The sequence below is a fragment of the Streptomyces sp. NPDC001373 genome, from assembly GCF_042895815.1.
Taxonomy (GTDB): Bacteria; Actinomycetota; Actinomycetes; order Streptomycetales; family Streptomycetaceae; genus Streptomyces.
This window is the reverse complement of record NZ_JBIAWQ010000010.1, coordinates 167,592-194,481: the sequence shown is the minus strand read 5'-3', so window position 1 is coordinate 194,481 and position 26,890 is coordinate 167,592. Positions and strand designations below refer to the sequence as shown.

Genomic DNA, 26,890 nt, shown 5'->3' with positions numbered 1-26,890 from the left:
AAACCGCCCCGCGCCGGCGCGCGGCGGGCCAGACTGGGGCCATGGCCCGCTGGACGCACTACCGCTTCCGCAGCGTGTGGGACCTCGACGCCCCGCCCGCCCTCGTCTACGCCCTGCTGGAGGACCCCGGGCACTACCCCGGCTGGTGGCCCCAGGTCCGCCGGGTCACGCCGGCCGACGGGCACTCCGGGACCGCGGTGATCCGCTCCGTCCTGCCCTACGAGATCCGCGTCACCCTCACCGGCCTGCTCCGCGACCCCTCCCGGGGCGTCCTGGAAGTGGCGCTCGGCGGGGACCTCGACGGCTGGGCCCGGTGGACCGTACGCCCGCGCGGCGGGACCGCCGCCTGCCGCACCCGGGCCGTCTACGAGCAGGAGGCCGAGGTGCGGGCCCCGCTGCTGCGGCGGTTCTCGCTCGCCGGGCGGCCCGTACTGAGGCTCAACCACACGCTGATGATGCGCGCCGGGCGGCGCGGCCTCGCCGCCCGCCTGACCGCCCCGCCCGAAGCGGTTTGAACAGACCCCGGCGCTCTTGTATTGTTCAGTGCGTTCCCGGGCGATTAGCTCAGCGGGAGAGCACTTCGTTCACACCGAAGGGGTCACTGGTTCGATCCCAGTATCGCCCACCGGGACAGGCCGGTCCGTCTGCTGACGGACCGGCCTTCCGCATTCCACGGCCTTGTCAGGGCCCCGTACGCGCCGGGCAGCTCAGGCCGCCGCCGGGACCTCCGGCCGCAGCGGCCAGTGCGGATCCACCGTCTCCGGAGTGCCCTGCCGGGCGAACCACGCCTGGAGCCCGCGCGCCTGCGCCGCGTGCCACACCGCCTGGAGCTGGTGCAGCTCCGCCGGGGTCAGCCGCTCCAGCCGCGCCGCGAACCGGCGCCCCACCGCCCGTACGAGCTCCAGCGAGGCCATCGCGTCCGCCGAGGCGTCGTGTGCCCCCTCCAGCTCTATCCCGTAGTGCGCGCACAGGTCCGTCAGCGTCCGGCGGCCCTTGCGGTAGCGGTCGAGGTGCTTGTCCAGCACCCGCGGGTCCAGCACCGTCAACGGCCGGTCGTCCAGGTACCGGGCGAGCGTCGACGCCCGGTGCCGGCGCAACTCCCGGTCCAGCAGCGTCAGGTCGAACGGCGCGTTCATCACCACCACCGGCCGGCCCGCCAGCTGCTGCTCGCCCAGCGCACGGGCTATCTCCTCCACCACCGGAGCCGGCCAGCGGCCGTTCCGCTGGAGGTGCTCGTCGGTCAGGCCGTGCACTTCCGTGGCGCCCCGGGGCACCGGGATGCCGGGATTGACCAGCCAGCGTGTGGCGCGGACCCGGCCGCCCGCACACTCCTGCACGACGAGCGCGGCGGACACGATCCGGTCCTGCTCGACGTCCACCCCGGTGGTCTCCGTGTCGAAGGCGGCCAGAGGCCCCTCGTACCAGCGTGTCATGGCGAACTCCTCGTCCCCGATCGGCAGACGGGGCGTACCGGGCGCCACCGCCCCGGGACCTGCCGCCCCCGCCGATTCCGTGATACCCGGGCTGTTTGCCCCGTACGCCGTTTGCGCGCAGCCGGGTGCGGAGACAACACCCCTGGGGGGTCGTACACGTGACCGCCCGTCACCCCGCACCACCTCACCACCCACCACCACCCGCACGGCAGAGCCCGGAAGGCATGGGGAGCCGGCTATGGCGCTCGCGCAGCCCGAACCGGGCGGGGTGCTGGACGCGGACACCGGAGCGAGGACCGGTCCGCTGCGCGGCACACTCGCCACCACCGCCTGTATGGAGACCCTCCAAGTGGGATACCTGCACGCCGTCGCGGCCGCCGCCGGCTGCTCGCTGTCCCAGCCGTTCCCGGACAACGGCATCGACTGGCACGTCAGCCACGGTGCACCCGGACACACCGTCGACGACGAGGTCACCATCAAGGTGCAGTTGAAGGCGACCTACCAGGTCCCGCCGCGGCCCGCCGGTCCCACCTTCGGCTTCACCCTCGACAACGAGCACCTCGTGAAGCTCGCCCGCACCCCGGTCGCCGTGCACAAGATCCTCGTCGTGATGCTCGTGCCCCGGGAGCGGGAGCACTGGCTGAGCGCCGGGCACGACCGGCTCGACCTGCGGCACTGCTGCTACTGGACCAACCTCGCCGGCCACCCGGTGACCGGCCGGCGCCGGACCACCGTGCGGATCCCGACCACGCGGATCTTCGACGACCGGGCGCTGTGCGAGATCATGACCCGGGTCGGGTCGGGAGGGACACCCTGATGGACCGTCACCCACCGCGCCTCGCACCGCTCCCGCTGCCGCCCGTGCGGCCGGCCGTCCCCGGCGTCCCCGATCCCGCGCTGGTCGACCCCCAGGTCCTCGGCGCGCTGCTGCACCGGCACGGCTGGCTGCGGCGGGGCGGTGCGGCGGGCCGCTACGGGCGCTGGACCCCTCCGGGGCAGGGGGGCACCAGCCTGCTCGTCCCCGAGACCCGGACCTTCCCCGACTGCGCCGACCTGCTGGAGGAGGCCCTGACCGCCCTGTCGCGCAGCAGCCTGCCCTCGGCGCGCGAGGTGCTGTTCGGGCTGAGCGTGCCCGGCGACGAGATCCGGTGGGAGCGCGAGATCCCCGAGGCGCCGTACGGGTTCCGGGGCGGGGCCGCCTGGACCGCGCAGGAGCGGCTGCGCTCGGCGGCCCGCCGGCTGCTGCTGGCCGGCGCCCTCGCCGAGCGCGCCCGCGCCGGCTACTACGGGGCCCGCCACCGCGCCCAGGCCGAACGGGCCCTGGAGGGGGTCCTGGTGGGACCCGGCCCCGACGGGCGCCGGCTCGCCGCGTACGTACCGGTGGACGGCGGCCGGGGCCTGGTGACACGGCTGCACCACGCCCTGCACGCGGCCCGCGAGGCCGTGGACTACCAGCGGGCCACCGGCGGCATGGAGGCCTTCGACGCGGCCGTCGCCGCGGGCGTCAGCCGCGAGCTCGCCGACGCGCTGATCGCCCTCGTCCAGGGGTCCGAGGGCGCCCGGATGGCGCTGGCCTGGGCCCCCGCCGCCGGCGTCCCGGCCGGATGCGCGGCGCGGCCGGAGCCGGTGGAGTTCTCGCCCGGCGACCTGCCCGTGCTCCGCGAGGCCTCCGCCCGCTACACCCGGGCCGAGCCGGCCGTCCCCGTACGGCTCGCGGGGGCCGTGGTGCGGATGCGCCGGGCGGTCTCCGGCGGCGGGGGGACGGTCCGGCTGCGGGTGCTGGCCGGCGCGGAGGTCCCGTACGTACGGGCCGCGCTCGGGGAGGAGTCGTACCGGATCGCCGTCCACGCCCACCTGGCGGGACTCCCGGTCCGGATCAGCGGCCGGCTGTCGCGGCGGGGCGGCTTCCGCCGGCTGGCCGAGGCCTCGGACGTGGTGCCGGTCCCGCTGGACGAGGTGGAGCGGGACCGGCTGATGAAGTCCCTGGACGCGGCCTTCGACCCCGAGGACGTCCTGCCGTCCGACGACTGAGCGCGCCAATGGCCCTTACGGGCCGGGTCGCCGGCGTCCGCGGCCGGGCCCTCACCGCGGCCGTGAGGGGGGCGCCCCGCTCGACGGTGACCGGGATGCCGCCGCCGAGCCGCTCCGGGCGGGCCCCGAGGTCCTTCGAGGCGGCGCCCTCGGCCATGCCCGTCACCAGGATCCCGGAGGCGTCCGGCGCCGGGGAGAAGCTGGAGAGCGGGAACGCCGGGCGGCCCCGCCCGACGACAAGCCCTGGCGGGCCGTCCGGGCGGCGCACCGGGTCCCGGGCGCGGGGCGGGGGAGGAGCCGGCGGGCGGCGGGCTACGCGCCGCGCGTGAACGAGGCCATCCGCAGGCCGGGGACCGGGGAGAAGTCGGCGCCCCGGACGAAGCCCAGGCGCTCGTACAGGGCCACCGCCGGGGCGTTGTCCGCGCCCGTGGCCACCTCCACCGCCCGGTCCGGGAAGAGCTCCTCCAGCGCGTGCCGCAGCAGCAGCGAGGCCACGCCCCGGCGGAACCGGGCGGGGTCCACGCACAGCCGGTCGATGCCCACCGGGCCGCCCGCCGCCGTCACCTCCCAGGCCAGGAAGCCTTCGATGCCCCCGTCCGGCCCCACCGCCCCCAGCCAGCCCAGCGCCCGCCCCCGCATCTCCTCCAGGCCCTCGCCCAGCGCGGGGATCGCGTCGAAGCCGATCAGCTCCGCCTCCACGGCGTACGCGGCCAGCCCGATCCGGTGCACGGCGACGGCGGTCGCCTCGTCGGTCAGGTCCAGCGGACGGACACGGGGGCTCGGCATGCGGAGGGTCCCTTCGGGGGCGCGGCGGGCACGGCACGGCCACGCTACCCGCGCCTCCAGCGGCCCGCGCCGGCATTTCCGCACCTCCCCGGCCGCCCCGGCGGGGAACACCGGGGCGGCCGGGAACAACCGTTTAGCGGCGCGGCCGCTCGGCTCGGTACGATTCACACGCGCCGGAAACCAGCGGCGCGATCCCCGCCCGGCTGCCGCCGGGAAGGGCCCCCAGACTTCAGGAGAAACCGGTGTCAGACGTCCGTGTGATCATCCAACGCGATTCCGAGCGGGACGAGCGCGTGGTGGCCACGGGCACTACGGCGGCCGAGCTGTTCGCCGCCGAGCGCACCGTCATCGCCGCGCGCGTCGCGGGCGAGCTGAAGGACCTCTCCTGCGAGGTCCGCGACGGCGAGACCGTCGAGCCGGTGGAGATCTCCTCCGAGGACGGCCTGAACATCCTGCGCCACTCGACCGCGCACGTCATGGCGCAGGCCGTGCAGGAGCTCTTCCCCGAGGCCAAGCTGGGCATCGGCCCGCCGGTCCGCGACGGCTTCTACTACGACTTCGACGTCGCCAGGCCCTTCACCCCCGATGATCTGAAGACCATCGAGAAGAAGATGCAGGAGATCCAGAAGCGGGGCCAGAAGTTCGCCCGCCGCGTGGTCTCCGACGAGGCGGCCCGCGAGGAGCTCGCCGACGAGCCCTACAAGCTGGAGCTCATCGGCATCAAGGGCTCCGCGTCCTCCGACGACGGCGCGGACGTCGAGGTGGGCGGCGGCGAGCTGACCATCTACGACAACCTGGACGCCAAGACCGGCGAGCTGTGCTGGAAGGACCTCTGCCGCGGTCCCCACCTGCCCACCACCCGCAACATCCCGGCGTTCAAGCTGATGCGCAACGCGGCCGCCTACTGGCGCGGCAGCGAGAAGAACCCGATGCTCCAGCGCATCTACGGCACCGCGTGGCCGTCGAAGGAGGAGCTGAAGGCCCACCTCGACTTCCTCGCCGAGGCCGAGAAGCGCGATCACCGCAAGCTCGGCAACGAGCTCGACCTCTTCTCCGTCCCGGACGAGATCGGCTCCGGCCTCGCCGTCTTCCACCCGCGCGGCGGCATCATCCGCCGGACCATGGAGGACTACTCGCGCCGCCGGCACGAGGAGGAGGGCTACGAGTTCGTCTACTCCCCGCACGCCACCAAGGGCGCCCTCTTCGAGAAGAGTGGCCACCTGGACTGGTACGCGGAGGGCATGTACCCCCCCATGCAGCTCGACGGTGGTACGGACTACTACCTCAAGCCCATGAACTGCCCGATGCACAACCTGATCTTCGACGCGCGCGGGCGCTCCTACCGTGAGCTGCCGCTGCGCCTGTTCGAGTTCGGCACCGTGTACCGGTACGAGAAGTCCGGTGTGGTCCACGGCCTGACCCGGGCCCGCGGCTTCACCCAGGACGACGCGCACATCTACTGCACCCGTGAGCAGATGGCCGAGGAGCTCGACCGCACCCTCACCTTCGTGCTGAACCTGCTGCGCGACTACGGTCTGACCGACTTCTACCTGGAGCTGTCCACCAAGGACCCGGAGAAGTTCGTCGGCTCGGACGAGGTCTGGGAGGAGGCCACCGCGGTCCTCCAGCAGGTCGCCGAGAAGCAGGGCCTCCCGCTGACCCCCGACCCGGGCGGCGCGGCGTTCTACGGCCCGAAGATCTCCGTGCAGGCGCGCGACGCCATCGGCCGCACCTGGCAGATGTCGACCGTCCAGCTCGACTTCAACCTGCCGGAGCGCTTCGACCTGGAGTACACCGCGGCCGACGGCTCCCGCCAGCGTCCGGTCATGATCCACCGCGCGCTGTTCGGCTCGATCGAGCGGTTCTTCGCGGTGCTCCTGGAACACTACGCGGGCGCCATGCCGCCGTGGCTGGCCCCGGTCCAGGCGGTCGGCATCCCGATCGGCGACGGGCACGTCGAGTACCTCCAGGAGTTCGCCGCCGCGGCGAAGAAGCTGGGCCTGCGGGTCGAGGTGGACGCCTCCTCCGACCGGATGCAGAAGAAGATCCGCAACCACCAGAAGCTCAAGGTCCCGTTCATGATCATCGTCGGTGACGAGGACATGGCCGCGGGCACCGTCTCCTTCCGCTACCGCGACGGTTCGCAGGAGAACGGCATCCCCAAGGACGAGGCGCTGGCGAAGCTGGCCAAGGTCGTCGCCGACCGCGTCCAGGTCTGACGCACGGCACGGGGCCCCCGGAAAGTGATCACTTTCCGGGGGCCTTCCTCGTCGGTCCGGGCGAGGTCATATGCTGCGTCCTATGACGACTGAGCCGGAGCAGCAGATCGGTGTGGGTACGCAGGACGCGTTCCAGCGTCTGTGGACGCCCCACCGGATGGCCTACATCCAGGGCGAGAACAAGCCGACCGGCCCGGAGGCCGGGGACGGCTGTCCCTTCTGCGGGATTCCGGAGATGTCCGACGAGGAAGGCCTGGTCGTGGCGCGGGGCAAGCACGTCTACGCCGTGCTCAACCTGTACCCGTACAACGGCGGCCACCTCATGGTCGTCCCGTACCGCCACGTCGCGGACTACACCGAGCTCGACGGCCCCGAGACGGCGGAGCTGGCGGACCTGACCAAGCGGGCCATGGTCGCGCTGCGCAAGGCGTCCGGGGCGCACGGCTTCAACATCGGCATGAACCAGGGCGGCGCCGCCGGCGCCGGGATCGCCGCGCACCTGCACCAGCACGTCGTGCCCCGCTGGGGCGGGGACACGAACTTCATGCCGGTCGTCGGGCACACCAAGGTGCTGCCGCAACTCCTCGCGGACACCCGCCAGATGCTCGCCGACGCCTGGCCGAACGACTAGCCGTCGCGGCGACCGGAACGCCGCGCCGCCGGGACCGCCTCCGCGTCGAACCCGGCGAGGCCCAGCGGCGGCCCCGGCGGGGGGCGGCGCAGGGCCGTGCGGATCTTCTCGTTGACCTCCGCCAGGACCGCCCGGGCCCGCTGCGCGTTCGGGGCCGCCAGGGCGGCCGCGTAGGCGTCAGCCCGCCCGGGCCGCCCCCTATGCCTCGTAGACGTCGGCCTTGCGCGGGGCCGGCTCCTGGATCAGGCCGTTCATGATCGAGGAGCGGTTGGTGAAGGCCGAGGTGTCCACGCCGTTCTCGTCCAGCACCTTGAAGGCCGCCGCGTGCACCGCGCGCAGCACCGGGGCCACCGTGCGCAGGGCGTCGTCCGCCATGAAGCGGTGGCGCCACATGGAGCCCGCCCAGACGTGCCGCAGGCCGAAGGGCTCGGGCAGCACCAGCTTGCCGCCGAAGTGGTCCAGCAGTGGCGGGTACCAGGTGAGGGGGGCCCGTACGGCCAGCCGGACCACCTCGCTCGCGTCCACCAGCGGCAGCGGGCGTTCCACCGTCTCCCAGAACCTGATGGACTTGGGGACCTCGACCACCGGCGGCTTGGACTTGGTGGTGAACAGGCCGTGCACGGGGCCGAGGGCATGCGCGGTGACGTCCACGCGCAGGGTCTTGTAGAGCACGGTGACGGTGACCAGCATCGTGATGACGAGCTGGCCGTCCCACAGGGGCCACTGGACGCCCAGGTAGTGCCGGTTGCCGGCGCTGAACTGCTGCTCGTTGCAGATCCGGGTGATCTCGTGCGGCTTGACCAGGAAGGTGTCCACGTCCTCGCCGCCGGGCCGCGCCACCTCGGCGGCGCCCTCGCCGACGGGGGTGACGATCCAGTGCTGGATCGACGCGGGCGGGAAACCGCCGGTGTGCAGAGGGCCGCGCTCCAGCTTGCGCAGCTGGGTGTCGATCGCGCGTATGACGTCCCAGCTGCGGAACGGGTGGATCTCGTGGCCCTCGGTCTTCGGGGTCAGCTCCTCGGCCATCTGCCAGCTGCCCCAGCGGGTGCCCATGCCGAGGATGCCCTTGGGGCCGGCGTAGAAGACGGAGTTGCTGCGGTTCTCGGCGGTGAGTTTGGCCAGCTGGTGGCGCAGGTCCTCGCGGGCCTTCTCGTCGGGGTTGCCGGGGACCGCCTCCGGGATCTTGGCGGTGACCGCGCCCCCGCCGCCGAGCAGGCCGTCCCAGCGGGAGCGCAGGTCGGCGGCGGTCCTCTCGCAGATCCGGCGGGCCGCGTACCAGCCGAGGACCGGGGCGACGATGGCGCCGAGCAGGTAGAGCTCCAGCAGGCCGCTGCCCGGCTGGCGGTAGGCCACGCGATAGAGCAGGGCGGCTGCCACGAGGGCGACGCCCACCAGCAGGGCGGTGCCGATCCAGCTGTTCTTCTTGCCCTCGCCCTTGGCCAGGGTCTTGCGCAGCTGGAAGAGGCCCAGCCACATCAGCAGGCCGGGCAGGAAGGCCACCCCGCAGACCAGCATGATCAGGCGCAGCCGGCGGTCGCGTTCCTTGCGGATGCGGGAGGCCGCCAGGCAGTGCTCGACGACGGTCTGGGGGTCGGCGCCGAAGGACTGGATGAGGGGCTTGCGGCCCGCGCCGAGGGTGCGGGCCTCGACGGCGCGGCAGAAGGCCTCGCCGAGGTTGGGTTCGAAGAGGGAGATCTTCGGGGCCTTGACCGAGGCCGGGTGGTTCTCGCTGTTGGCCCCGAGTATGTCCTTCAGCCTGGTGTCCCCGCCGCCGTCGCGGTACGCGGCGGACGCGAGCGCGTTGGTCGCCGCGGTCTGGCCGCCGCCCCCCTGCAGAGGAATCTGTGCCCCGGGCCTGAAGTCGAAACCGTCGTCCGCCACCGCTGCCCCCATCGCCGTGCCACTGTGCTCTTTGCCGGTCGTGCTCGTCGTGCCCGTCGCTGTCGTGCCCGTCGCTGTCGTGCCCGTCGTGCCCGTTGCGCTCCGTCGTGGTCCGTTGTGCTCTGCGTCGCGCCCGAAGAGCCTAACGGTGTGTTCCGCCCCATGGTCATGGGACAGGGAAATACCGCCCACCGCAAGCGGGTTGGGTGGGCGGTGGCCGGAGCGCCGGGTGGGCACTATGTCAACGGGCTTCCCTTTTCCGCCTGTTCGCGAACCTTGTCCGCCAGGTGTGGGGGCATCGGCTCGTGCCGGGCGTAGGCGCGGGCGAACCGGCCCGTGCCGTGGGACACGGAGCGCAGGTCCACGACGTAGCGGCCGATCTCGATCTCGGGGACCTCGGCGCGCACCCGGGTCCGGCCCGGTTCGGCCTGTTCGGTGCCGACGACGCGGCCGCGGCGGCCGGCCAGGTCGCTCATGACGGGGCCGACGTACTCGTCGGGGACGACGACGTCGAGTTCGGCGACGGGTTCCAGCAGGTGGATCGGGCTCTCCGCGGCGGCCTCGCGCAGGGCGAGGGCGCCCGCCGTCTGGAAGGCGGCGTCGGAGGAGTCCACCGAGTGGGCCTTGCCGTCGCGCAGGGTGATCCGTACGTCGACCAGCGGGTAGCCGGCCGCGACGCCGCGGGCGGCCTGGGCCCGTACGCCCTTCTCCACCGAGGGGATGAACTGGCGGGGCACCGCGCCGCCGACCACCTTGTCGACGAACTCGATGCCGCTGCCGGGCGGGAGCGGCTCCACCTCGATCTCGCAGATGGCGTACTGGCCGTGCCCGCCCGACTGCTTGACGTGCCGGCCGCGCCCGGCGGCCCTGGCGCCGAAGGTCTCGCGCAGGCTGACCTTGTGGGGGACCGGGTCGACCTGGACCCCGAAGCGGGTGCGCAGCCGTTCCAGGGCGAGGTCCTGGTGGGCTTCGCCGAGGCACCACAGGACGAGCTGGTGGGTGTGCGGGTTCTGCTCCAGGCGCATGGTGGGGTCCTCGGCGACGAGCCGGGCCAGGCCCTGGGAGAGCTTGTCCTCGTCGGCCTTGCTGTGGGCCTCGATGGCGAGGGGGAGCAGCGGCTCGGGCATCGCCCAGGGCTCCAGCAGGAGCGGGGCGTCCTTGGCGGAGAGGGTGTCGCCGGTCTCGGCGCGGGTGAGCTTGGCCACGCAGGCGAGGTCGCCGGCGATGCAGGTGCCGAGGGCGCGCTGCTGTTTGCCGAAGGGGGAGGTGAGGGTGCCGATGCGCTCGTCGACATCGTGGTCCTCGTGGCCGCGGTCCTCCAGGCCGTGCCCGGAGACGTGGACGGTCTCCTCGGGGCGCAGGGTGCCGGAGAAGACGCGGACGAGGGAGACGCGGCCGACGTAGGGGTCGGAGGAGGTCTTGACGACCTCGGCGAGGAGCGGGCCGGAGGGGTCGCAGGTGACGTCCGGGCGCGGGCTGCCGTCGGGGGCGGTGACCGCGAGGGGCGCGCGTTCGGCCGGGCTGGGGAAGCCGCCGGTGATCAGTTCGAGTAGTTCCACCGTGCCCAGGCCCTGGCGGGCCCCGTCGGCGGCGGGGGCGGCCATCAGGACGGGGTGGAAGGTACCGCGCGCGACGGCCCGCTCCAGGTCCTCGACGAGGGTCTTGACGTCGATGTCCTCGCCGCCGAGGTAGCGGTCCATGAGGGTCTCGTCCTCGCTCTCGGCGATGATTCCCTCGATGAGGCGGGAGCGGGCGCCGTCGATGAGGGCGAGCTCGTCGGGGTCCGGGTCGCGTTCGGCCCGTTCGCCGGAGGTGTAGTCGTGGACGCGCCGGGAGAGCAGGCCGAGCAGGCCGGTGACGGGGGCGTGGCCGTCGGGCCCGGCGGCCCCGAGCAGGGGGAGGTAGAGGGGGATGACGGCGTCGGGGTCGTCGGCGCCGAAGATCTCGCCGCACACGGAGGCCGTCTGCGAGTAATCGGAGCGGGCTGCCTCCAAATGGGTGACGACGATGGCGCGCGGCATGCCGACGGCCTCGCATTCGTCCCAGACCATCCGCGTCGCCCCGTCGATGCCGTCGGCGGCCGAGACGACGAAGAGGGCCGCGTCCGCGGCGCGCAGGCCGGCCCGCAGTTCCCCGACGAAGTCGGCGTATCCGGGGGTGTCCAGAATGTTGATCTTGATTCCGGCCCATTCGACGGGGACCAGGGAGAGCTGGACGGAGCGCTGGCGGCGCTGCTCGATCTCGTCGTAGTCCGAGACCGTGCCCCCGTCCTCGACCCGTCCGGCGCGGTTCACGGCCCCCGCGGTCAGGGCCAGGGCCTCGACCAGGGTGGTCTTGCCGGCGCCGCTGTGGCCGACCAGCACGACGTTGCGCAGGGCGTCGGGGCGGTCGGCCGTCAGTGCCCTGCCGGCGGCCCCGGCTTGGTGTGATGTGGGTCCCATGATGCTCGTGCCTCCCGGTGTCGCGGTGAAGGAGGGTGATCGGGGTTCTTCGAGCTTTGCACCGGCGTCACACTGCGTCCATACGTCGTACCGGTCACGGACGGCGGTGTGAAGGGGGCCCGGCGAGGGGATGGCCGAAGGACTGCGCAGGGCGAACCGGAGGGTGCGGGGCGCCCCGCACCCGGGGTGCTGGCTACGATGGGCCAGCCGGTGGCCGTGGTGGCCGCGCGGCCCAGCGACCCTCTGGGAAGGCCATGCTGAACAAGTACGCGCGTGCGTTCTTCACGCGTGTTCTCACGCCGTTCGCCGCATTTCTCCTCCGCCGGGGGGTGAGCCCCGACGCGGTCACGCTGATCGGAACCGCCGGTGTGGTGGCCGGGGCGCTGGTCTTCTTCCCCCGGGGCGAGTTCTTCTGGGGCACGATCACCATCACCCTGTTCGTCTTCTCCGACCTGGTGGACGGGAACATGGCCCGCCAGGCCGGGGTCTCCAGCCGCTGGGGCGCGTTCCTCGACTCCACCCTCGACCGGGTGGCCGACGCGGCGATCTTCGGCGGCCTGGCGCTCTGGTACGCGGGCTCCGGCAACGACAACGCGCTGTGCGCGGTGGCGATCTTCTGCCTGGCCAGCGGCCAGGTGGTCTCGTACACCAAGGCCCGCGGCGAGGCGATCGGGCTGCCGGTCGCCGTCAACGGGCTCGTCGAGCGCGCCGAACGCCTGGTGATCACCCTCGTCGCGGCGGGCCTGTCCGGGCTCCAGATCTTCGGGGTGCCCTCGTGGATCGGCGTGCTGCTGCCCTTCGCCCTGTGGGCGGTGGCGGCCGGCTCGCTCGTCACCCTGGTCCAGCGGGTGGTCACGGTGCGCCGCGAGGCCGCCGAGGCCGACGCGGCGGCCCCCGCCGAGGGCGGCGCGCTCTGATGGGCAACGGCAGGGACAGACTGGTCGACGGGCTCTACGGACTCGGCTGGGCGGGCGTCAAGAAGCTCCCCGAGCCGGCGGCCGCGGCCCTCGGACGCAGGATCGCCGACACGGTCTGGAAGCGGCGCGGCAAGAGCGTGCTGCGCCTGGAGTCCAACCTGGCCCGGGTGGTGCCCGACGCCGGCCCCGAGCGGCTGCGCGCGCTGTCGCAGGCGGGCATGCGCTCGTACATGCGCTACTGGATGGAGTCCTTCCGGCTGCCCGCCATGGACCCGCAGCGCTTCGGCACGGACGTCACCATGAAGGACGAGCACATCCTGCGCGAGGCCCTCGCCTCCGGCCGCGGGGTGATCGTGGCCCTGCCGCACCTGGCCAACTGGGACCTGGCCGGAGCCTGGGTCACCGGCCACGTCGGCGTCCCCTTCACCACCGTCGCCGAGCGGCTCAAGCCCGAGTCCCTCTACGACCGCTTCGTCGCCTACCGGCAGAGTCTGGGCATGGAGGTCCTGCCGCACAGCGGCGGGGCCGCCTTCGGCACCCTCGCGCGCCGGCTGCGCGCCGGCGGGATGATCTGCCTGGTCGCCGACCGGGACCTCTCGGCCTCCGGTGTCGAGGTGGACTTCTTCGGTGCCACCGCCCGGATGCCCGCCGGGCCCGCGCTGCTGGCGCAGCAGACCGGTGCGGTCCTGCTGCCGGCCACCCTGCACTACGGCGACGCCCCGAAGATGTACGGCCGGATCCACCCCGAGGTGGAGGTGCCCGGGACCGGGACGCGGACCGAGAGGACCGCCGCGATGACCCAGGCGCTGGCCGACGCCTTCGCGTCGGGGATCGCCGAGCACCCGGAGGACTGGCACATGCTCCAGCGCCTGTGGCTCGACGACCTGGAGGAGCGCGCGTAGTGAAGATCGGCATCGTCTGCCCGTACTCCTGGGACGTTCCGGGCGGCGTCCAGTTCCACATCCGCGACCTGGCGGAACACCTGATCCGGCTGGGCCACGAGGTGTCCGTTCTGGCCCCCGCGGACGACGAGACCCCGCTGCCCCCCTACGTGGTCTCGGCGGGGCGGGCCGTGCCGGTGCCCTACAACGGGTCCGTCGCCCGGCTGAACTTCGGCTTCCTGTCGGCCGCCCGCGTACGGCGCTGGCTGCACGAGGGTGTCTTCGACGTCATCCACATCCACGAGCCGGCCTCCCCCTCCCTCGGGCTGCTGTCCTGCTGGGCGGCGCAGGGGCCGATCGTGGCCACGTTCCACACCTCCAACCCCCGCTCCCGGGCGATGATCGCGGCGTACCCGATCCTCCAGCCCGCGCTGGAGAAGATCAGCGCCCGGATCGCGGTCAGCGAGTACGCCCGGCGCACCCTGGTCGAGCACCTCGGCGGGGACGCCGTGGTCATCCCCAACGGCGTCGACGTCGACTTCTTCGCCAAGGCCGACCCGAAGCCCGAGTGGGGCGGCACGACCCTGGGCTTCATCGGCCGCATCGACGAGCCCCGCAAGGGGCTGCCGGTGCTCATGGCCGCCTTCCCGCGCATCGTCCGCGAGTGCCCGGACGTACGGCTGCTGGTGGCGGGCCGCGGCGACGAGGAGGAGGCCGTGGCCTCGCTGCCGGCCGAGCTGCGCTCCCGTGTGGAGTTCCTCGGCATGGTCTCCGACGAGGACAAGGCCCGCCTGCTGCGCAGCGTCGACGTCTACGTCGCCCCCAACACCGGCGGCGAGAGCTTCGGGATCATCCTGGTCGAGGCCCTGTCCGCGGGGGCGGCCGTCCTCGCGTCCGACCTCGACGCCTTCGCCCAGGTGCTGGACCAGGGCGCGGCGGGGGAGCTGTTCGCCAACGAGGACGCCGACTCCCTGGCGGCCGCGGCGATCGCCCTGCTGCGGGACCCGGACCGGCGCGCGGAACTGAGCGCCCGCGGCTCGGCGCACGTGCGCCGCTTCGACTGGTCGACGGTCGGCGCGGACATCCTGGCCGTCTACGAGACGGTGACCGACGGCGCGGCCGCGGTGGCCGCCGACGAACGCGTCCCCCTCCGCACCCGCCTCGGCTTCTCGCGGGAGGGATAGGCCCCGGGCGGCCCGTTCCCGCTCCTCGGGGCGGGCGGGCGGCGGCCCGTAGCGGGTAGTGTCGCCGCCCGTGATCGAAAACCTTGTCTGGATCGCGGTGGCGCTCGGCGCCGTCGGGGTCTACCTCAGCTGGACCGCCGGGCGGCTGGACCGGCTGCACACCCGGATGGACGCCGCCCGGGCCGCCCTGGACGCGCAGCTCGTGCGGCGCGCCTCCGTCGTCGCGGAGGTGGCCACCTCCGGGGCGCTCGACCCAGCCTCCTCGCTCGTGCTGTACGAGGCCGCGCACGCCGCCCGGCAGGCCGAGGAGGAGAACCGGGAGGTCGCCGAGAGCGAGCTCAGCCAGGCGCTGCGCGCGGTGTTCGCCGACGCCGACCAGGTGGAGGTGCTCAAGGCCGCCCCCGGGGGCGAGGCCGCCGCCGAGGAGCTGGCCGCGGCGGTGCGCCGGGTGCCGATGGCCCGGCGCTTCCTCAACGACGCCGTACGGGCCGCCCGGGCGCTGCACACGCACCGCAAGGTCCGGTGGTTCCGGCTGGCCGGGCACGCGCCGTTCCCGCTGGCCTTCGAGATGGACGACGAGCCCCCGGCCGACCTCGCGGACCGCCCCGCGTAGCCGCCGGGGAGGGCCGGGGCACTGGGCCGAACGGGTCCACCAGGGCCGCCGGGGACAAATGAAGGGGCCACCGGCTCCATATTGGCCCTTGTAGTGGACTGGTCGGTGGGGTTTTCTCTGCCCAGTAGTACCCGTCTCCCTTTTCGAGTTCCTTTCGAGTGAGGTCACCCCGTGAGCACGCTTCCCACCTCCCCCCAGTCCGCTGAGTCGGCCATCGGCACGTCCCGCGTCAAGCGCGGCATGGCCGAGCAGCTCAAGGGCGGCGTGATCATGGACGTGGTCAACGCCGAGCAGGCGAAGATCGCCGAGGACGCCGGCGCCGTGGCCGTCATGGCCCTGGAGCGGGTTCCGGCCGACATCCGCAAGGACGGCGGCGTGGCCCGGATGTCGGACCCGAACATGATCGAGGAGATCATCGAGGCCGTCTCCATCCCGGTCATGGCCAAGTCCCGCATCGGCCACTTCGTCGAGGCCCAGGTGCTCCAGTCCCTCGGCGTCGACTACATCGACGAGTCCGAGGTCCTGACCCCGGCCGACGAGATCAACCACTCCGACAAGTGGGCCTTCACCACCCCCTTCGTCTGCGGCGCCACCAACCTGGGCGAGGCCCTGCGCCGCATCGCCGAGGGCGCGGCCATGATCCGCTCCAAGGGCGAGGCCGGCACCGGCAACGTCGTCGAGGCCGTCCGCCACCTGCGCCAGATCAAGAACGAGATCGCCCGGCTGCGCGGTTACGACAACAACGAGCTGTACGCCGCCGCCAAGGAGCTGCGCGCCCCGTACGAGCTCGTCAAGGAGGTCGCCGAGCTCGGCAAGCTCCCCGTCGTCCTGTTCTCCGCCGGTGGCGTCGCCACCCCGGCCGACGCCGCGCTGATGCGCCAGCTCGGCGCCGAGGGCGTCTTCGTCGGCTCCGGCATCTTCAAGTCCGGCGACCCTGCCAAGCGTGCCGCCGCCATCGTGAAGGCCACCACCTTCTTCGACGACCCGAAGGTCATCGCGGACGCGTCCCGCAACCTGGGCGAGGCCATGGTCGGCATCAACTGCGACACCCTCCCCGAGGCCGAGCGCTACGCCAACCGCGGCTGGTAGGGCACCCCACGATGAGCAACCCCCCCGTGATCGGTGTCCTGGCCCTCCAGGGCGACGTACGGGAGCACCTGATCGCCCTGGCCGCGGCGGACGCCGTGGCCAGGCCGGTCCGGCGTCCCGAGGAGCTCGCCGAGGTCGACGCCCTGGTCATCCCCGGCGGCGAGTCCACGACCATGTCGAAGCTCGCCGTCCTGTTCGGCATGCTGGAGCCGCTGCGCGAGCGCGTGCGCGCCGGGATGCCGGTCTACGGCACCTGCGCCGGCATGATCATGCTCGCCGACAAGCTCCTGGACGGCCGTGACGACCAGGAGACGCTCGGCGGCATCGACATGATCGTCCGCCGCAACGCCTTCGGCCGGCAGAACGAGTCCTTCGAGGCGCAGATCGACTTCAGCGGCATAGAGGGCGGCCCCGTCGAGGGCGTCTTCATCCGCGCCCCGTGGGTCGAGTCGGTCGGTGCCTCCGCCGAGGTCCTCGCCACGTACGACGGCCACACGGTCGCCGTGCGGCAGGGAAACGTCCTCGCCACCTCGTTCCACCCCGAGCTGACCGGCGACGACCGCGTCCACGCGTACTTCGTCGACATGGTGCGCGCGGTGCTGTAATCAGGTCCCGGTAGGATCTGAGATGAACACTGTTGGTTACGCGAAGGAGACAGGCGGATGTCCGGCCACTCTAAATGGGCTACGACGAAGCACAAGAAGGCCGTGATCGATGCCAAGCGCGGCAAGCTCTTCGCGAAGCTGATCAAGAACATCGAGGTCGCGGCCCGTATGGGCGGCGCCGACATCGAGGGCAACCCGACGCTGTTCGACGCCGTCCAGAAGGCGAAGAAGCAGTCGGTCCCGAACAAGAACATCGACTCCGCGGTCAAGCGCGGCGGCGGCCTCGAGGCCGGCGGCGCCGACTACGAGACGATCATGTACGAGGGCTACGGCCCGAACGGTGTCGCGGTGCTCATCGAGTGCCTCACCGACAACCGCAACCGCGCCGCCTCCGACGTCCGCGTCGCCATGACCCGCAACGGCGGCTCCATGGCCGACCCGGGCTCGGTCTCGTACCTGTTCAACCGCAAGGGCGTCATCCTGCTGCCCAAGGCCGAGCTCTCCGAGGACGACGTCCTCGGCGCCGTCCTGGACGCCGGTGCCGAAGAAGTCAACGACAACGGCGACACCTGGGAGATCATCAGCGAGGCCACCGACCTGGTCGCGGTCCGCACCGCGCTCCAGGAGGCCGGCATCGACTACGACTCCGCCGACTCCAGCTTCGTCCCGACCATGCAGGTCGAGCTCGACGAAGAGGGCGCGCGCAAGATCTTCAAGCTGATCGACGCGCTCGAGGACAGCGACGACGTCCAGAACGTCTTCGCCAACTTCGACGTCTCGGACGAGGTCATGGAGAAGGTCGACGCCTAGTCCCCCTTCGGGGTGGCTCGATCGACGGCTGCTGTTCCGACGGGCCGACAGGACACACCCTGTCGGCCCGTCGGCGTTGTCAGTGGTGCGGGATAGCCTGCACGCACTGGCGATCGAAGAGGGAGGGGCGCGGTGCGCGTACTGGGCGTGGACCCGGGGCTGACGCGGTGCGGTGTCGGCGTGGTCGAAGGGGTCGCGGGACGGCCCCTGACCATGATCGGCGTCGGGGTCGTGCGCACGCCCGCCGACGCCGAGCTGGGGCACCGGCTCGTGGCCATCGAGCGCGGCATCGAGGAGTGGCTCGACGCGCACCGTCCGGAACTCGTCGCAGTGGAGCGGGTCTTCAGCCAGCACAACGTCCGCACCGTGATGGGCACCGCCCAGGCCAGTGCCGTCGCCATGCTCTGCGCGGCGCGCCGCGGGATACCCGTCGCCCTGCACACCCCCAGTGAGGTCAAGGCCGCCGTCACCGGCAGCGGCCGCGCCGACAAGGCGCAGGTCGGGGCCATGGTGACCCGGCTGCTGCGGCTCGCCGAACCGCCCAGGCCGGCCGACGCCGCCGACGCGCTGGCCCTCGCCATCTGCCACATCTGGCGGTCCCCCGCCCAGAACCGCCTCCAGCAGGCGGCAGCCCTGCACGCCTCCGCCTTGAAAGGCCGTACGAGATGATCGCCTTCGTCAGCGGACCGGTCGCCGCGCTCACCCCCACCCTGGCCGTGATCGAGGTCGGGGGAGTGGGGATGGCCGTGCAGTGCACCCCGAACACCATCGCGGGCCTGCGCACCGGCGAGCCGGCCCGGCTGGCCACCTCCCTGGTGGTCCGGGAGGACTCCCTGACCCTGTACGGCTTCGCGGACGACGACGAGCGCCAGGTCTTCGAGCTGCTCCAGACCGCCAGCGGCGTGGGGCCCAGGCTGGCCCAGGCCATGCTCGGCGTGCACAGCCCGGACGCGCTGCGCCTGGCCGTCGAGTCGGGCGACGAGAAGGCGCTGACGGCCGTGCCCGGGATCGGGAAGAAGGGCGCGCAGAAGCTCCTGCTGGAGCTGAAGGGCAAGCTGGGGGCGGCCCCCGTGGTCGGCGCGCAGCGGGCCCCCGCGGCCTCCGGGCCCGCCGCCTGGACGGAGCAGCTCACGGCGGCCCTCATCGGCCTCGGCTACGCCTCCCGCGAGGCGGAGGACGCCGTTGACGCGGTGACCCCGCAGGCGGAGGCGGCCATCGCCGCCGGGGGCTCCGCGCCCGTCCCCCAGCTCCTGCGGGCGGCCCTGCAGACCCTGAACCGCACCCGCTGACCGCTCCCCGGTCGACCGCAGCCACCGCACCCGGTACGAACGAGAAGGCAGACCGAACATCGTGACCTGGGACGACGAGACCGACACCCCCGAGCCCGATCGGCTGGTCGCCGCCGCGGCCGACGGCGAGGACACCGCTGTCGAGGCGGCCCTGCGCCCCAAGGACCTCGGCGAGTTCGTCGGCCAGGAGAAGGTCCGCCAGCAGCTCGACCTCGTCCTGAAGGCGGCCCGCCAGCGCGGCGCCACCGCCGACCACGTCCTGCTCTCGGGCGCGCCCGGCCTCGGCAAGACCACCCTCTCCATGATCATCGCGGCGGAGATGGGCGCGCCCATCCGGATCACCTCCGGCCCCGCGATCCAGCACGCCGGCGACCTCGCCGCCATCCTCTCCTCCCTCCAGGAGGGCGAGGTCCTCTTCCTCGACGAGATCCACCGCATGTCCCGGCCCGCCGAGGAGATGCTGTACATGGCCATGGAGGACTTCCGCGTCGACGTGATCGTCGGCAAGGGGCCCGGCGCGACCGCCATCCCGCTGGAACTGCCGCCGTTCACCCTCGTCGGCGCCACCACCCGGGCCGGCCTGCTGCCGCCGCCGCTGCGCGACCGCTTCGGGTTCACCGGCCACATGGAGTTCTACGCGCCCGAGGAGCTCCAGCGCGTGGTCCACCGCTCCGCCCGCCTCCTCGACGTGGAGATCGACACCGCCGGAGCCGCCGAGATCGCCGGCCGCTCCCGCGGCACCCCGCGCATCGCCAACCGCCTGCTGCGCCGCGTCCGCGACTACGCCCAGGTCAAGGCCGACGGGGCGATCACCCGCGAGGTGGCCGCGACGGCCCTCCAGGTCTACGAGGTGGACGCGCGCGGGCTCGACCGGCTGGACCGGTCGGTGCTGGAGGCCCTGCTGAAGCTGTTCGGCGGCGGTCCCGTCGGGCTGTCCACCCTCGCGGTCGCCGTGGGGGAGGAGCGCGAGACGGTCGAGGAGGTCGCCGAGCCGTTCCTGGTCCGGGAGGGGCTGCTGGCGCGCACCCCGCGGGGGCGGGTCGCGACCCCCGCCGCATGGGCTCACCTGGGGCTTGTCCCCCCGCAGCACGCGGCCGGCGGATCAAGCGGACAACAGGGCCTGTTCGGGGCCTGACGGCGCGGAGGTTCGACCGGTCAGGAACTGCGGTGCCATGCTGGGCGTTGTTCCATCGGTGCGGACTCGCCTAGACTCCGCCGATGCCGACCCTTCGGGTCGGTGTGCCCACCCCCGTAGAAAAAGGCCGTCTCCCGCGCGGTCGTGGATAGGATCTCCGTCCCGTGAATCTCGTGACACTCCTCCCGTTCATCGTGCTCATCGGGGCGATGTTCCTGATGACCCGCTCCGCCAAGAAGAAGCAGCAGCAGGCCGCGCAGATGCGCGACCACATGACGCCCGGCACCGGCGTCCGCACCATCGGCGGCATGTACGCCACGGTCAAGGAGATCGGTGACGACACGGTCACCCTCGAGGTGGCCCCCGGCGTCCACGCGATCTACGCGAAGAACGCCATCGGCGCCGTGCTGGAGGACGAGGAGTACAACCGCATCGTCCACGGCACCGCCACGGACGGTCTGACCGTCCCCGACGACGCCTCCTCGCTGACGGACTCCGAGTCCCCGAAGACGGACCTGTCGAAGGACTCCGCCCCGGAGGACGCCCCCAAGCTCGACCTGAACAAGGACGACGAGCCGAAGGACGGCAAGACCGACGGCGAGTCCGGCGCGAAGTAGCGCCGGGCAGGGACCGCGGCGGTGTCCGACCGGCATCCGCCGCGGTTCCCGCAGTGAACTTCTGCGGGGGGCAGGGGTCCCCACCACACATTTCGTGGCCGTCCGCGCGCTGACCCGGCGCGGGGCGGTTGGACAGGGAGAAACGACAAGGTGGCAGCACCGAAGAAGGGCCGGCGGCCCACGGGGGCTCAGGGGAGGCCGGGGGGCGCCCTGGCCTTCATCCTGATCGCGATGGTGGCGCTCACCGCGGGGATGTTCCTCACGAAGCAGACGACGCCCCGCCTGGGCATCGACCTCGCCGGCGGTACGAGCATCACGCTCAAGGCGAAGAGCGAGCCCGGCAAGCCGGACGCCGTCAACGAGACCAACATGAACACGGCCGTCGGCATCATCGACCGCCGTGTCAACGGTCTCGGTGTCTCGGAGGCCGAGGTCCAGACCCAGGGCCGCGACCACATCATCGTGAACATCCCCAAGGGCGTGAACGAGCAGCAGGCGCGTGAGCAGGTCGGTACCACCGCCCAGCTGTACTTCCGCCCCGTGCTCGCCTTCGCGGACGGCGCCCCCGCCGCCCCCGAGACCAAGCCGAGCGGCTCCCCGAGCCCCTCCGCGAGCGGTTCCGGCGCCCCGAAGGCCGAGGGCAGCACCAAGCCGTCCGCGCCGGCCACCCCGTCGTCCAGCGCCACTTCCCAGGGCCGTGTGCTCAGCGAGGCCCTCAAGGCCCCGGGCACCCCCACTCCCTCGCCCTCGGCGAGCGAGTCGAAGAAGGCAGACGACAACAAGGCCACGCCCCCCGCCTCGGCCCCGGCCCCCGCCCCGACCCCGCCGGTGGACCCCGCCGTGGCGGACCTGCAGGCGAAGTTCGCCGCGCTGGACTGCACCAAGGAGGACCAGCGCGCCGCCGCCGGCAAGGGCGCCAGGCCCGACGAGCCGACGATCGCCTGTGGCCAGCGCGGCACCACCTGGGGCAAGTGGATCCTCGGTCCGGCCCAGGTCAACGGCCAGGACGTGAAGGACGCCAAGGGCGTCATCGACCAGCAGCGCGGTCAGTGGATCGTGCAGATGCAGTTCACCGACAAGGGCGCTGACAAGTTCGCCAAGATCACCGGTGAGCTGGCCACCAAGACGCCCCCGCAGAACCAGTTCGCGATCGTCCTCGACGGCAAGGTCATCTCCGACCCGTCCGTCAGCCAGGCGCTCACCGGCGGCAACGCCGAGATCTCCGGCGGCTTCACCCAGCAGTCCGCGCAGGACCTGGGCAACATGCTCTCGTACGGCGCCCTGCCCCTGTCCTTCCAGGAGGACAGCGTCACCACCGTCACCGCCGCGCTCGGCGGCGAGCAGCTGAAGGCCGGCCTGATCGCCGGCGCCATCGGCCTGGCCCTCGTCGTGATCTACCTGCTGGTCTACTACCGCGGTCTGGCCTTCATCGCGATCGTCAGCCTCATGGTGTCCGCGATCCTCACGTACACGATCATGGCGCTGCTGGGCAAGGGCATCGGCTTCGCCCTGAACCTGCCCGCGGTCTGCGGCGCGATCGTCGCCATCGGCATCACGGCGGACTCGTTCATCGTGTACTTCGAGCGCATCCGCGACGAGATCCGCGAGGGCCGCACCCTGCGTCCGGCGGTCGAGCGGGCCTGGCCGCGCGCCCGGCGCACGATCCTGGTCTCCGACTTCGTCTCCTTCCTCGCCGCCGCCGTGCTCTTCATCGTCACCGTCGGCAAGGTGCAGGGCTTCGCCTTCACGCTGGGTCTGACCACCCTGCTCGACGTGGTCGTGGTGTTCCTCTTCACCAAGCCCGTCATGACCCTGCTGGCGCGGACGAAGTTCTTCTCCAGCGGCCACCCGTGGTCCGGGCTGGACCCGAAGCGGCTCGGCGTCAAGCCGCCGCTGCGCCGGTCCCGCCGTACCGGCCCCGTCCCCGCCCCCGTCGACGCAAAGGAGGCGTGAGATGTCGAAGCTGGGAGATCTCGGCGCCAAGCTGTACCGCGGTGAGGTCGGCTACGACTTCGTCGGCAAGCGCTTTCTCTGGTACGGCGTCTCCGTCCTGATCACCATCACGGCGATCGTGGCGCTGGCCGTCCAGGGCCTCAACATGGGCATCGAGTTCAAGGGCGGCGCCGTCTTCACCACCCCGAAGACGGCCGTCTCCGTCGCACGGGCGACCGAGGCCGCGGACAAGGCCTCGGGGCACCACGCGATCGTCCAGGAGCTGGGCACCGGCGGCCTGCGCATCCAGATCTCCGGTCTGGACACCAACGCGGCCGCCTCCGTGAAGAAGCAGCTCGCCGCCGACCTCAAGGTCGACGCGGGCCAGATCAACGCGGACCTCGTCGGCCCGAGCTGGGGCGAGCAGATCGCGAACAAGGCCTGGACCGGTCTCGCGATCTTCATGGTCCTCGTGGTGATCTACCTCGCCATCGCCTTCGAGTGGCGGATGGCCGTCGCGGCCCTGATCGCGCTGGTCCACGACCTCACCATCACCGTCGGCGTGTACGCGCTCGTCGGCTTCGAGGTCACCCCGGGCACCGTGATCGGTCTGCTGACCATCCTCGGCTACTCCCTCTACGACACCGTCGTCGTCTTCGACGGTCTCAAGGAGGGCGCGAAGGACATCACCAAGCAGACCCGCTACACCTTCAGCGACGTCGCCAACCGCAGCATCAACGGCACGCTGGTCCGCTCGATCAACACCACCGTCGTGGCGCTCCTGCCGGTCGCGGCCCTGCTGTTCATCGGCGGCGGCTTCCTCGGCGCGGGCATGCTCAACGACATCTCGCTGTCGCTGTTCGTCGGCCTCGCGGCCGGTGCGTACTCGTCGATCTTCATCGCCACCCCGCTGGTCGTGGACCTGAAGGAGCGCGAGCCGGCGATGAAGGCGCTGAAGAAGCGCGTGCTCGCCAAGCGGGCCGCCGCGGCCGCCAAGGGCGAGGACCTCGACGCCGACGCGGACGAGACCCCGCAGGTCGTGGCCCAGAGCGGCCAGGGGAGGCGGCGCCGGTGACCATCGCCTCCTGCACCCCCGAGGTGCGTGAGCTGCTGCTCAGCCGGATCACGGACGTCACGGACTACCCGAAGCCGGGCGTGGTGTTCAAGGACATCACCCCGCTGCTCGCCGACCCGGCGGCCTTCGGCGCCCTGACCGACACCCTGGTGGAGCTGGCCGGCCGCTACGGCGCGACGAAGATCGTCGGGCTGGAGGCGCGCGGGTTCATCCTGGCCGCCCCGGTCGCCGTCAAGGCGGGCATCGGCTTCATCCCCGTGCGCAAGGCCGGCAAGCTGCCGGGCGCCACGCTCGCGCAGGCCTACGAGCTGGAGTACGGAACGGCGGAGATCGAGGTCCACGCCGAGGACCTGTCGACGGGTGACCGGGTCATGGTCATCGACGACGTCCTGGCCACCGGCGGCACCGCCGAGGCCTCGCTGGAGCTGATCCGGCGGGCCGGGGCCGAGGTCGCGGGCGTGGCGGTCCTGATGGAGCTGTCGTTCCTCCCGGGCCGGGCCAAGCTGGCCGGGGCCCTCGCGGGGGCTCCGCTGGACGCCCTGATCGTGGTCTGACCCCTCCCTGTCGCAGCGGCGGGCCCCCGGGACACCCCGGGGGCCCGCCGTTTCGCTGTGCCGGTCCGGGATCCGGGCGCGGGCGGGGGCGGCGGGGCCGGATCCGTGCGGTCGGGGCCGGGATCCGGGCGCGGCGCGGGCGGAGCCGGGGTGGAAGGGGGCTGGTGTTCCGTCCCGCCGTGCGGCCGGGGAGAACGGCGTGGCGGAACCCTCGCTACCATGGTTTATCCGGACCTGACCGGGGTCTCGGATCCTCCCCCGGACTCCCTCCGGCGGGACCCCCAGAGGAGCGCTCTTGCCAGACGAGGTCCAGCCACTCTCCGCCGCGCAGCCCGACCCCAAGGCCGATCCGGCCGCGGCGGCCGCAGCCACGCCCCCGCCGGCCCCGCCGGTCAAGCCGCTCCCGGTCAAGCCCGCCGGGTCCTCCAACCGGGTGCGCGCCCGGCTGGCCCGCCTCGGCGTGCAGCGTTCCAACCCGTACAACCCGGTACTGGAACCCCTGCTCCGTATAGTCCGCAGCAACGACCCGAAGATCGAGACGGCGACGCTGCGCCAGATCGAGCAGGCCTACCAGGTCGCGGAGCGCTGGCACCGCGGTCAGAAGCGCAAGAGCGGCGACCCGTACATCACCCATCCGCTCGCGGTGACCACGATCCTCGCCGAACTCGGGATGGACCCCGCCACCCTGATGGCGGGCCTGCTGCACGACACCGTCGAGGACACCGAGTACGGCCTCGACCAGCTCCGCCGCGACTTCGGCGACGCCGTGGCCCTCCTCGTCGACGGCGTCACCAAGCTCGACCGGGTCAAGTTCGGCGAGGCCGCCCAGGCCGAGACCGTGCGCAAGATGGTCGTCGCCATGGCCAAGGACCCCCGGGTCCTGGTCATCAAGCTCGCCGACCGCCTGCACAACATGCGCACCATGCGCTACCTCAAGCGGGAGAAGCAGGAGAAGAAGGCCCGCGAGACCCTCGAGATCTACGCGCCGCTGGCCCACCGCCTCGGCATGAACACGATCAAGTGGGAGCTGGAGGACCTCGCCTTCGCGATCCTCTACCCCAAGATGTACGACGAGATCGTGCGCCTGGTCGCCGAGCGGGCCCCCAAGCGCGACGAGTACCTGGCCATCGTCACCGACGAGGTGCAGACCGACCTCCGGGCCGCCCGGATCAAGGCCACGGTCACCGGCCGCCCCAAGCACTACTACAGCGTCTACCAGAAGATGATCGTCCGCGGCCGTGACTTCGCGGAGATCTACGACCTGGTGGGCATCCGCGTCCTTGTGGACACCGTCCGGGACTGCTACGCGGCCCTCGGTACCGTGCACGCGCGCTGGAACCCGGTCCCGGGCCGGTTCAAGGACTACATCGCGATGCCCAAGTTCAACATGTACCAGTCGCTCCACACGACGGTCATCGGGCCCAACGGCAAGCCGGTCGAACTCCAGATCCGCACCTTCGACATGCACCGCCGCGCCGAGTACGGCATCGCCGCGCACTGGAAGTACAAGCAGCAGACCGTCGCCGGCGCCTCCAAGATCCGCACCGACGTCCCGCAGGCCGCCAAGGGCAGCGCCGGCCAGGACACCGTCAACGACATGGCCTGGCTGCGCCAGCTCCTCGACTGGCAGAAGGAGACGGAGGACCCGGGCGAGTTCCTCGACTCGCTGCGCTTCGACCTCTCGCGCAACGAGGTCTTCGTCTTCACCCCCAAGGGCGACGTCATCGCCCTGCCCGCCGGGGCGACCTCCGTGGACTTCGCGTACGCGGTCCACACCGAGGTCGGCCACCGCACCATAGGGGCGCGGGTCAACGGGCGGCTCGTCCCGCTCGAATCGACCCTCGACAACGGCGACCTGGTCGAGGTTTTCACCTCCAAGGCCGAGGGCGCCGGCCCGTCCCGCGACTGGCTGGGCTTCGTCAAGTCCCCGCGGGCCCGCAACAAGATCCGCGCCTGGTTCTCCAAAGAGCGCCGCGACGAGGCCATCGAGCACGGCAAGGACGCCATCGCGCGGGCCATGCGCAAGCAGAACCTGCCGATCCAGCGGATCCTGACCGGCGACTCCCTCGTCACCCTCGCGCACGAGATGCGCTACCCCGACATCTCCTCCCTCTACGCGGCGATCGGCGAGGGCCATGTGGCCGCGCAGGGCGTCGTGCAGAAGCTGGTGCAGGCCCTCGGCGGCGAGGAGGCGGCCAACGAGGACATCGAGGAGAGCGTCCCGCCGTCCCGCGCCCGCACCAAGCGCCGCGGCAACGCCGACCCGGGCGTGGTCGTCAAGGGCGTCGACGACGTGTGGGTGAAGCTGGCCCGCTGCTGCACGCCGGTGCCGGGCGACCCGATCATCGGCTTCGTCACGCGCGGCAGTGGCGTATCGGTTCACCGCGCGGACTGCGTCAACGTCGACTCCCTCTCCCAGCAGCCCGAGCGGATGCTGGAGGTGGAGTGGGCGCCGACCCAGTCCTCCGTCTTCCTGGTCGCCATCCAGGTCGAGGCGCTGGACCGCTCGCGGCTGCTGTCGGACGTCACGCGGGTCCTGTCGGACCAGCACGTCAACATCCTCTCCGCGGCCGTGCAGACCTCGCGCGACCGGGTGGCCACCTCGCGGTTCACCTTCGAGATGGGCGACCCGAAGCACCTGGGGCACGTCCTGAAGGCCGTACGGAGCGTCGAGGGCGTCTACGACGTCTACCGCGTGACCTCGGCCCGCAGGCCGTAGCCGGCCGGCGGGGCACACGACGGTGGGCGCCACCCCCGAGGGGATGGC

General features: G+C 72.3%; 24 protein-coding genes and 1 tRNA gene. 21 read left to right on the top strand and 4 right to left on the bottom strand.

Annotated features, from left to right (window positions below; all coding sequences use genetic code 11):
- The first annotated feature begins 41 nt into the window (after positions 1-41).
- Both ACFY15_RS23185 and ACFY15_RS23180 read left to right on the top strand, forming a co-directional pair.
- Positions 42-515, top strand: a complete 474-nt coding sequence (locus tag ACFY15_RS23185; RefSeq protein WP_390826007.1) for an SRPBCC family protein — start codon at positions 42-44, stop codon at positions 513-515.
- A gap of 38 nt (positions 516-553) precedes the next feature.
- Positions 554-625 (top strand) — tRNA-Val (locus tag ACFY15_RS23180).
- Between the two features lie 82 nt (positions 626-707).
- Here the strand turns inward: ACFY15_RS23180 and ACFY15_RS23175 are convergent.
- The gene (locus ACFY15_RS23175) at positions 708-1,433 is read right to left on the bottom strand and encodes a 3'-5' exonuclease (RefSeq protein WP_390826006.1); all 726 of its coding nucleotides are present in this window, start codon (positions 1,431-1,433) and stop codon (positions 708-710) included.
- A 238-nt stretch (positions 1,434-1,671) separates the two neighbouring features.
- Between ACFY15_RS23175 and ACFY15_RS23170 the strand changes: the two genes are divergently transcribed.
- Positions 1,672-2,250: a DUF4365 domain-containing protein gene (locus ACFY15_RS23170; protein ID WP_390689226.1), complete on the top strand. Its 579-nt coding sequence runs from the start codon at positions 1,672-1,674 to the stop codon at positions 2,248-2,250.
- Positions 2,250-3,464: a hypothetical protein gene (locus ACFY15_RS23165; protein ID WP_390826005.1), complete on the top strand. Its 1,215-nt coding sequence runs from the start codon at positions 2,250-2,252 to the stop codon at positions 3,462-3,464. The genes ACFY15_RS23170 and ACFY15_RS23165 overlap by 1 nt, the downstream gene beginning before the upstream one ends.
- Before the next feature lie 312 nt (positions 3,465-3,776).
- Here ACFY15_RS23165 and ACFY15_RS23160 read toward each other — a convergent pair whose 3' ends face one another.
- Entirely contained in the window at positions 3,777-4,250 is a 474-nt protein-coding gene (locus tag ACFY15_RS23160; protein ID WP_390689224.1) for a GNAT family N-acetyltransferase, read from the bottom strand.
- A gap of 242 nt (positions 4,251-4,492) precedes the next feature.
- On the opposite strand from ACFY15_RS23160, the gene thrS reads away from it, so the two are divergent.
- Both thrS and ACFY15_RS23150 read left to right on the top strand, forming a co-directional pair.
- Entirely contained in the window at positions 4,493-6,469 is a 1,977-nt protein-coding gene (gene thrS, locus ACFY15_RS23155; protein WP_390826004.1) for a threonine--tRNA ligase, read from the top strand.
- A 70-nt stretch (positions 6,470-6,539) separates the two neighbouring features.
- A complete protein-coding gene (locus tag ACFY15_RS23150) occupies positions 6,540-7,100 on the top strand; it encodes an HIT family protein (RefSeq protein WP_390689222.1) in 561 nt (186 codons plus the stop codon).
- Positions 7,101-7,298: 198 nt separating this feature from the next.
- Here the strand turns inward: ACFY15_RS23150 and ACFY15_RS23145 are convergent, their stop codons facing one another.
- Entirely contained in the window at positions 7,299-8,981 is a 1,683-nt protein-coding gene (locus tag ACFY15_RS23145; RefSeq protein WP_390689221.1) for a hypothetical protein, read from the bottom strand.
- A gap of 236 nt (positions 8,982-9,217) precedes the next feature.
- Positions 9,218-11,422, bottom strand: coding sequence for an elongation factor G-like protein EF-G2 (locus tag ACFY15_RS23140; protein WP_390689220.1), 2,205 nt, complete (start codon positions 11,420-11,422; stop codon positions 9,218-9,220).
- Positions 11,423-11,676: 254 nt separating this feature from the next.
- Here ACFY15_RS23140 and pgsA point away from each other — a divergent pair, with 254 nt between their 5' ends.
- From pgsA to ACFY15_RS23065, 15 genes are all read left to right on the top strand, one after another.
- Positions 11,677-12,339 carry a phosphatidylinositol phosphate synthase gene (pgsA, locus tag ACFY15_RS23135; protein WP_390689219.1) on the top strand — a complete coding sequence of 221 codons (663 nt, stop codon included), beginning with the start codon at positions 11,677-11,679 and terminating at the stop codon, positions 12,337-12,339.
- The gene (locus ACFY15_RS23130; protein ID WP_390826003.1) at positions 12,339-13,241 is read left to right on the top strand and encodes a phosphatidylinositol mannoside acyltransferase; all 903 of its coding nucleotides are present in this window, start codon (positions 12,339-12,341) and stop codon (positions 13,239-13,241) included. Before pgsA ends, ACFY15_RS23130 begins: the two co-directional genes overlap by 1 nt.
- A complete protein-coding gene (locus ACFY15_RS23125) occupies positions 13,241-14,404 on the top strand; it encodes a glycosyltransferase family 4 protein (protein WP_390689216.1) in 1,164 nt (387 codons plus the stop codon). The genes ACFY15_RS23130 and ACFY15_RS23125 overlap by 1 nt, the downstream gene beginning before the upstream one ends.
- Positions 14,405-14,474: 70 nt before the next feature.
- The gene (locus tag ACFY15_RS23120; RefSeq protein WP_390689215.1) at positions 14,475-15,017 is read left to right on the top strand and encodes a hypothetical protein; all 543 of its coding nucleotides are present in this window, start codon (positions 14,475-14,477) and stop codon (positions 15,015-15,017) included.
- A 171-nt stretch (positions 15,018-15,188) separates the two neighbouring features.
- Positions 15,189-16,106, top strand: coding sequence for a pyridoxal 5'-phosphate synthase lyase subunit PdxS (gene pdxS / locus ACFY15_RS23115; protein ID WP_390689214.1), 918 nt, complete (start codon positions 15,189-15,191; stop codon positions 16,104-16,106).
- Positions 16,107-16,117: 11 nt separating this feature from the next.
- The gene (gene pdxT / locus ACFY15_RS23110) at positions 16,118-16,711 is read left to right on the top strand and encodes a pyridoxal 5'-phosphate synthase glutaminase subunit PdxT (protein WP_390689213.1); all 594 of its coding nucleotides are present in this window, start codon (positions 16,118-16,120) and stop codon (positions 16,709-16,711) included.
- Between the two features lie 57 nt (positions 16,712-16,768).
- On the top strand, positions 16,769-17,521 hold the full coding sequence (locus ACFY15_RS23105) for a YebC/PmpR family DNA-binding transcriptional regulator (RefSeq protein ID WP_389614386.1): 753 nt from the start codon (positions 16,769-16,771) through the stop codon (positions 17,519-17,521).
- A gap of 132 nt (positions 17,522-17,653) precedes the next feature.
- Complete coding sequence (gene ruvC, locus ACFY15_RS23100; protein ID WP_390689212.1) at positions 17,654-18,190, top strand: crossover junction endodeoxyribonuclease RuvC; 537 nt, start codon at positions 17,654-17,656, stop codon at positions 18,188-18,190.
- Complete coding sequence (gene ruvA, locus ACFY15_RS23095; RefSeq protein WP_390689211.1) at positions 18,187-18,810, top strand: Holliday junction branch migration protein RuvA; 624 nt, start codon at positions 18,187-18,189, stop codon at positions 18,808-18,810. The genes ruvC and ruvA overlap by 4 nt, the downstream gene beginning before the upstream one ends.
- 61 nt (positions 18,811-18,871) lie before the next feature.
- Positions 18,872-19,945, top strand: a complete 1,074-nt coding sequence (ruvB, locus tag ACFY15_RS23090) for a Holliday junction branch migration DNA helicase RuvB (protein ID WP_390689210.1) — start codon at positions 18,872-18,874, stop codon at positions 19,943-19,945.
- 164 nt (positions 19,946-20,109) lie between these two features.
- Positions 20,110-20,562 carry a preprotein translocase subunit YajC gene (gene yajC, locus ACFY15_RS23085; RefSeq protein ID WP_390689209.1) on the top strand — a complete coding sequence of 151 codons (453 nt, stop codon included), beginning with the start codon at positions 20,110-20,112 and terminating at the stop codon, positions 20,560-20,562.
- A 150-nt stretch (positions 20,563-20,712) separates the two neighbouring features.
- A complete protein-coding gene (gene secD / locus ACFY15_RS23080) occupies positions 20,713-22,515 on the top strand; it encodes a protein translocase subunit SecD (protein WP_390689208.1) in 1,803 nt (600 codons plus the stop codon).
- A gap of 1 nt (position 22,516) precedes the next feature.
- Positions 22,517-23,569: a protein translocase subunit SecF gene (gene secF, locus ACFY15_RS23075; protein WP_390689207.1), complete on the top strand. Its 1,053-nt coding sequence runs from the start codon at positions 22,517-22,519 to the stop codon at positions 23,567-23,569.
- The gene (locus ACFY15_RS23070; protein WP_390689206.1) at positions 23,566-24,123 is read left to right on the top strand and encodes an adenine phosphoribosyltransferase; all 558 of its coding nucleotides are present in this window, start codon (positions 23,566-23,568) and stop codon (positions 24,121-24,123) included. The genes secF and ACFY15_RS23070 overlap by 4 nt, the downstream gene beginning before the upstream one ends.
- Positions 24,124-24,418: 295 nt before the next feature.
- Positions 24,419-26,842 carry a RelA/SpoT family protein gene (locus tag ACFY15_RS23065; protein ID WP_390689205.1) on the top strand — a complete coding sequence of 808 codons (2,424 nt, stop codon included), beginning with the start codon at positions 24,419-24,421 and terminating at the stop codon, positions 26,840-26,842.
- The last annotated feature ends 48 nt before the right edge of the window (positions 26,843-26,890 follow it).

Bases quoted from the DNA above. Each gene is read 5' to 3' on its own strand.
- ACFY15_RS23150 (WP_390689222.1), top strand. From the start codon at position 6,540: ATGCTGCGTCCTATGACGACTGAGCCGGAGCAGCAGATCGGTGTGGGT.
- ACFY15_RS23105 (WP_389614386.1), top strand. From the start codon at position 16,769: ATGTCCGGCCACTCTAAATGGGCTACGACGAAGCACAAGAAGGCCGTG.
- ACFY15_RS23160 (WP_390689224.1), bottom strand. From the start codon at position 4,250: ATGCCGAGCCCCCGTGTCCGTCCGCTGGACCTGACCGACGAGGCGACC.
- ACFY15_RS23170 (WP_390689226.1), top strand. From the start codon at position 1,672: ATGGCGCTCGCGCAGCCCGAACCGGGCGGGGTGCTGGACGCGGACACC.
- ACFY15_RS23185 (WP_390826007.1), top strand. From the start codon at position 42: ATGGCCCGCTGGACGCACTACCGCTTCCGCAGCGTGTGGGACCTCGAC.
- ACFY15_RS23130 (WP_390826003.1), top strand. From the start codon at position 12,339: ATGGGCAACGGCAGGGACAGACTGGTCGACGGGCTCTACGGACTCGGC.
- pgsA (WP_390689219.1), top strand. From the start codon at position 11,677: ATGCTGAACAAGTACGCGCGTGCGTTCTTCACGCGTGTTCTCACGCCG.
- ruvA (WP_390689211.1), top strand. From the start codon at position 18,187: ATGATCGCCTTCGTCAGCGGACCGGTCGCCGCGCTCACCCCCACCCTG.
- ACFY15_RS23140 (WP_390689220.1), bottom strand. From the start codon at position 11,422: ATGGGACCCACATCACACCAAGCCGGGGCCGCCGGCAGGGCACTGACG.
- pdxT (WP_390689213.1), top strand. From the start codon at position 16,118: ATGAGCAACCCCCCCGTGATCGGTGTCCTGGCCCTCCAGGGCGACGTA.
- secF (WP_390689207.1), top strand. From the start codon at position 22,517: ATGTCGAAGCTGGGAGATCTCGGCGCCAAGCTGTACCGCGGTGAGGTC.
- ACFY15_RS23175 (WP_390826006.1), bottom strand. From the start codon at position 1,433: ATGACACGCTGGTACGAGGGGCCTCTGGCCGCCTTCGACACGGAGACC.
- ACFY15_RS23165 (WP_390826005.1), top strand. From the start codon at position 2,250: ATGGACCGTCACCCACCGCGCCTCGCACCGCTCCCGCTGCCGCCCGTG.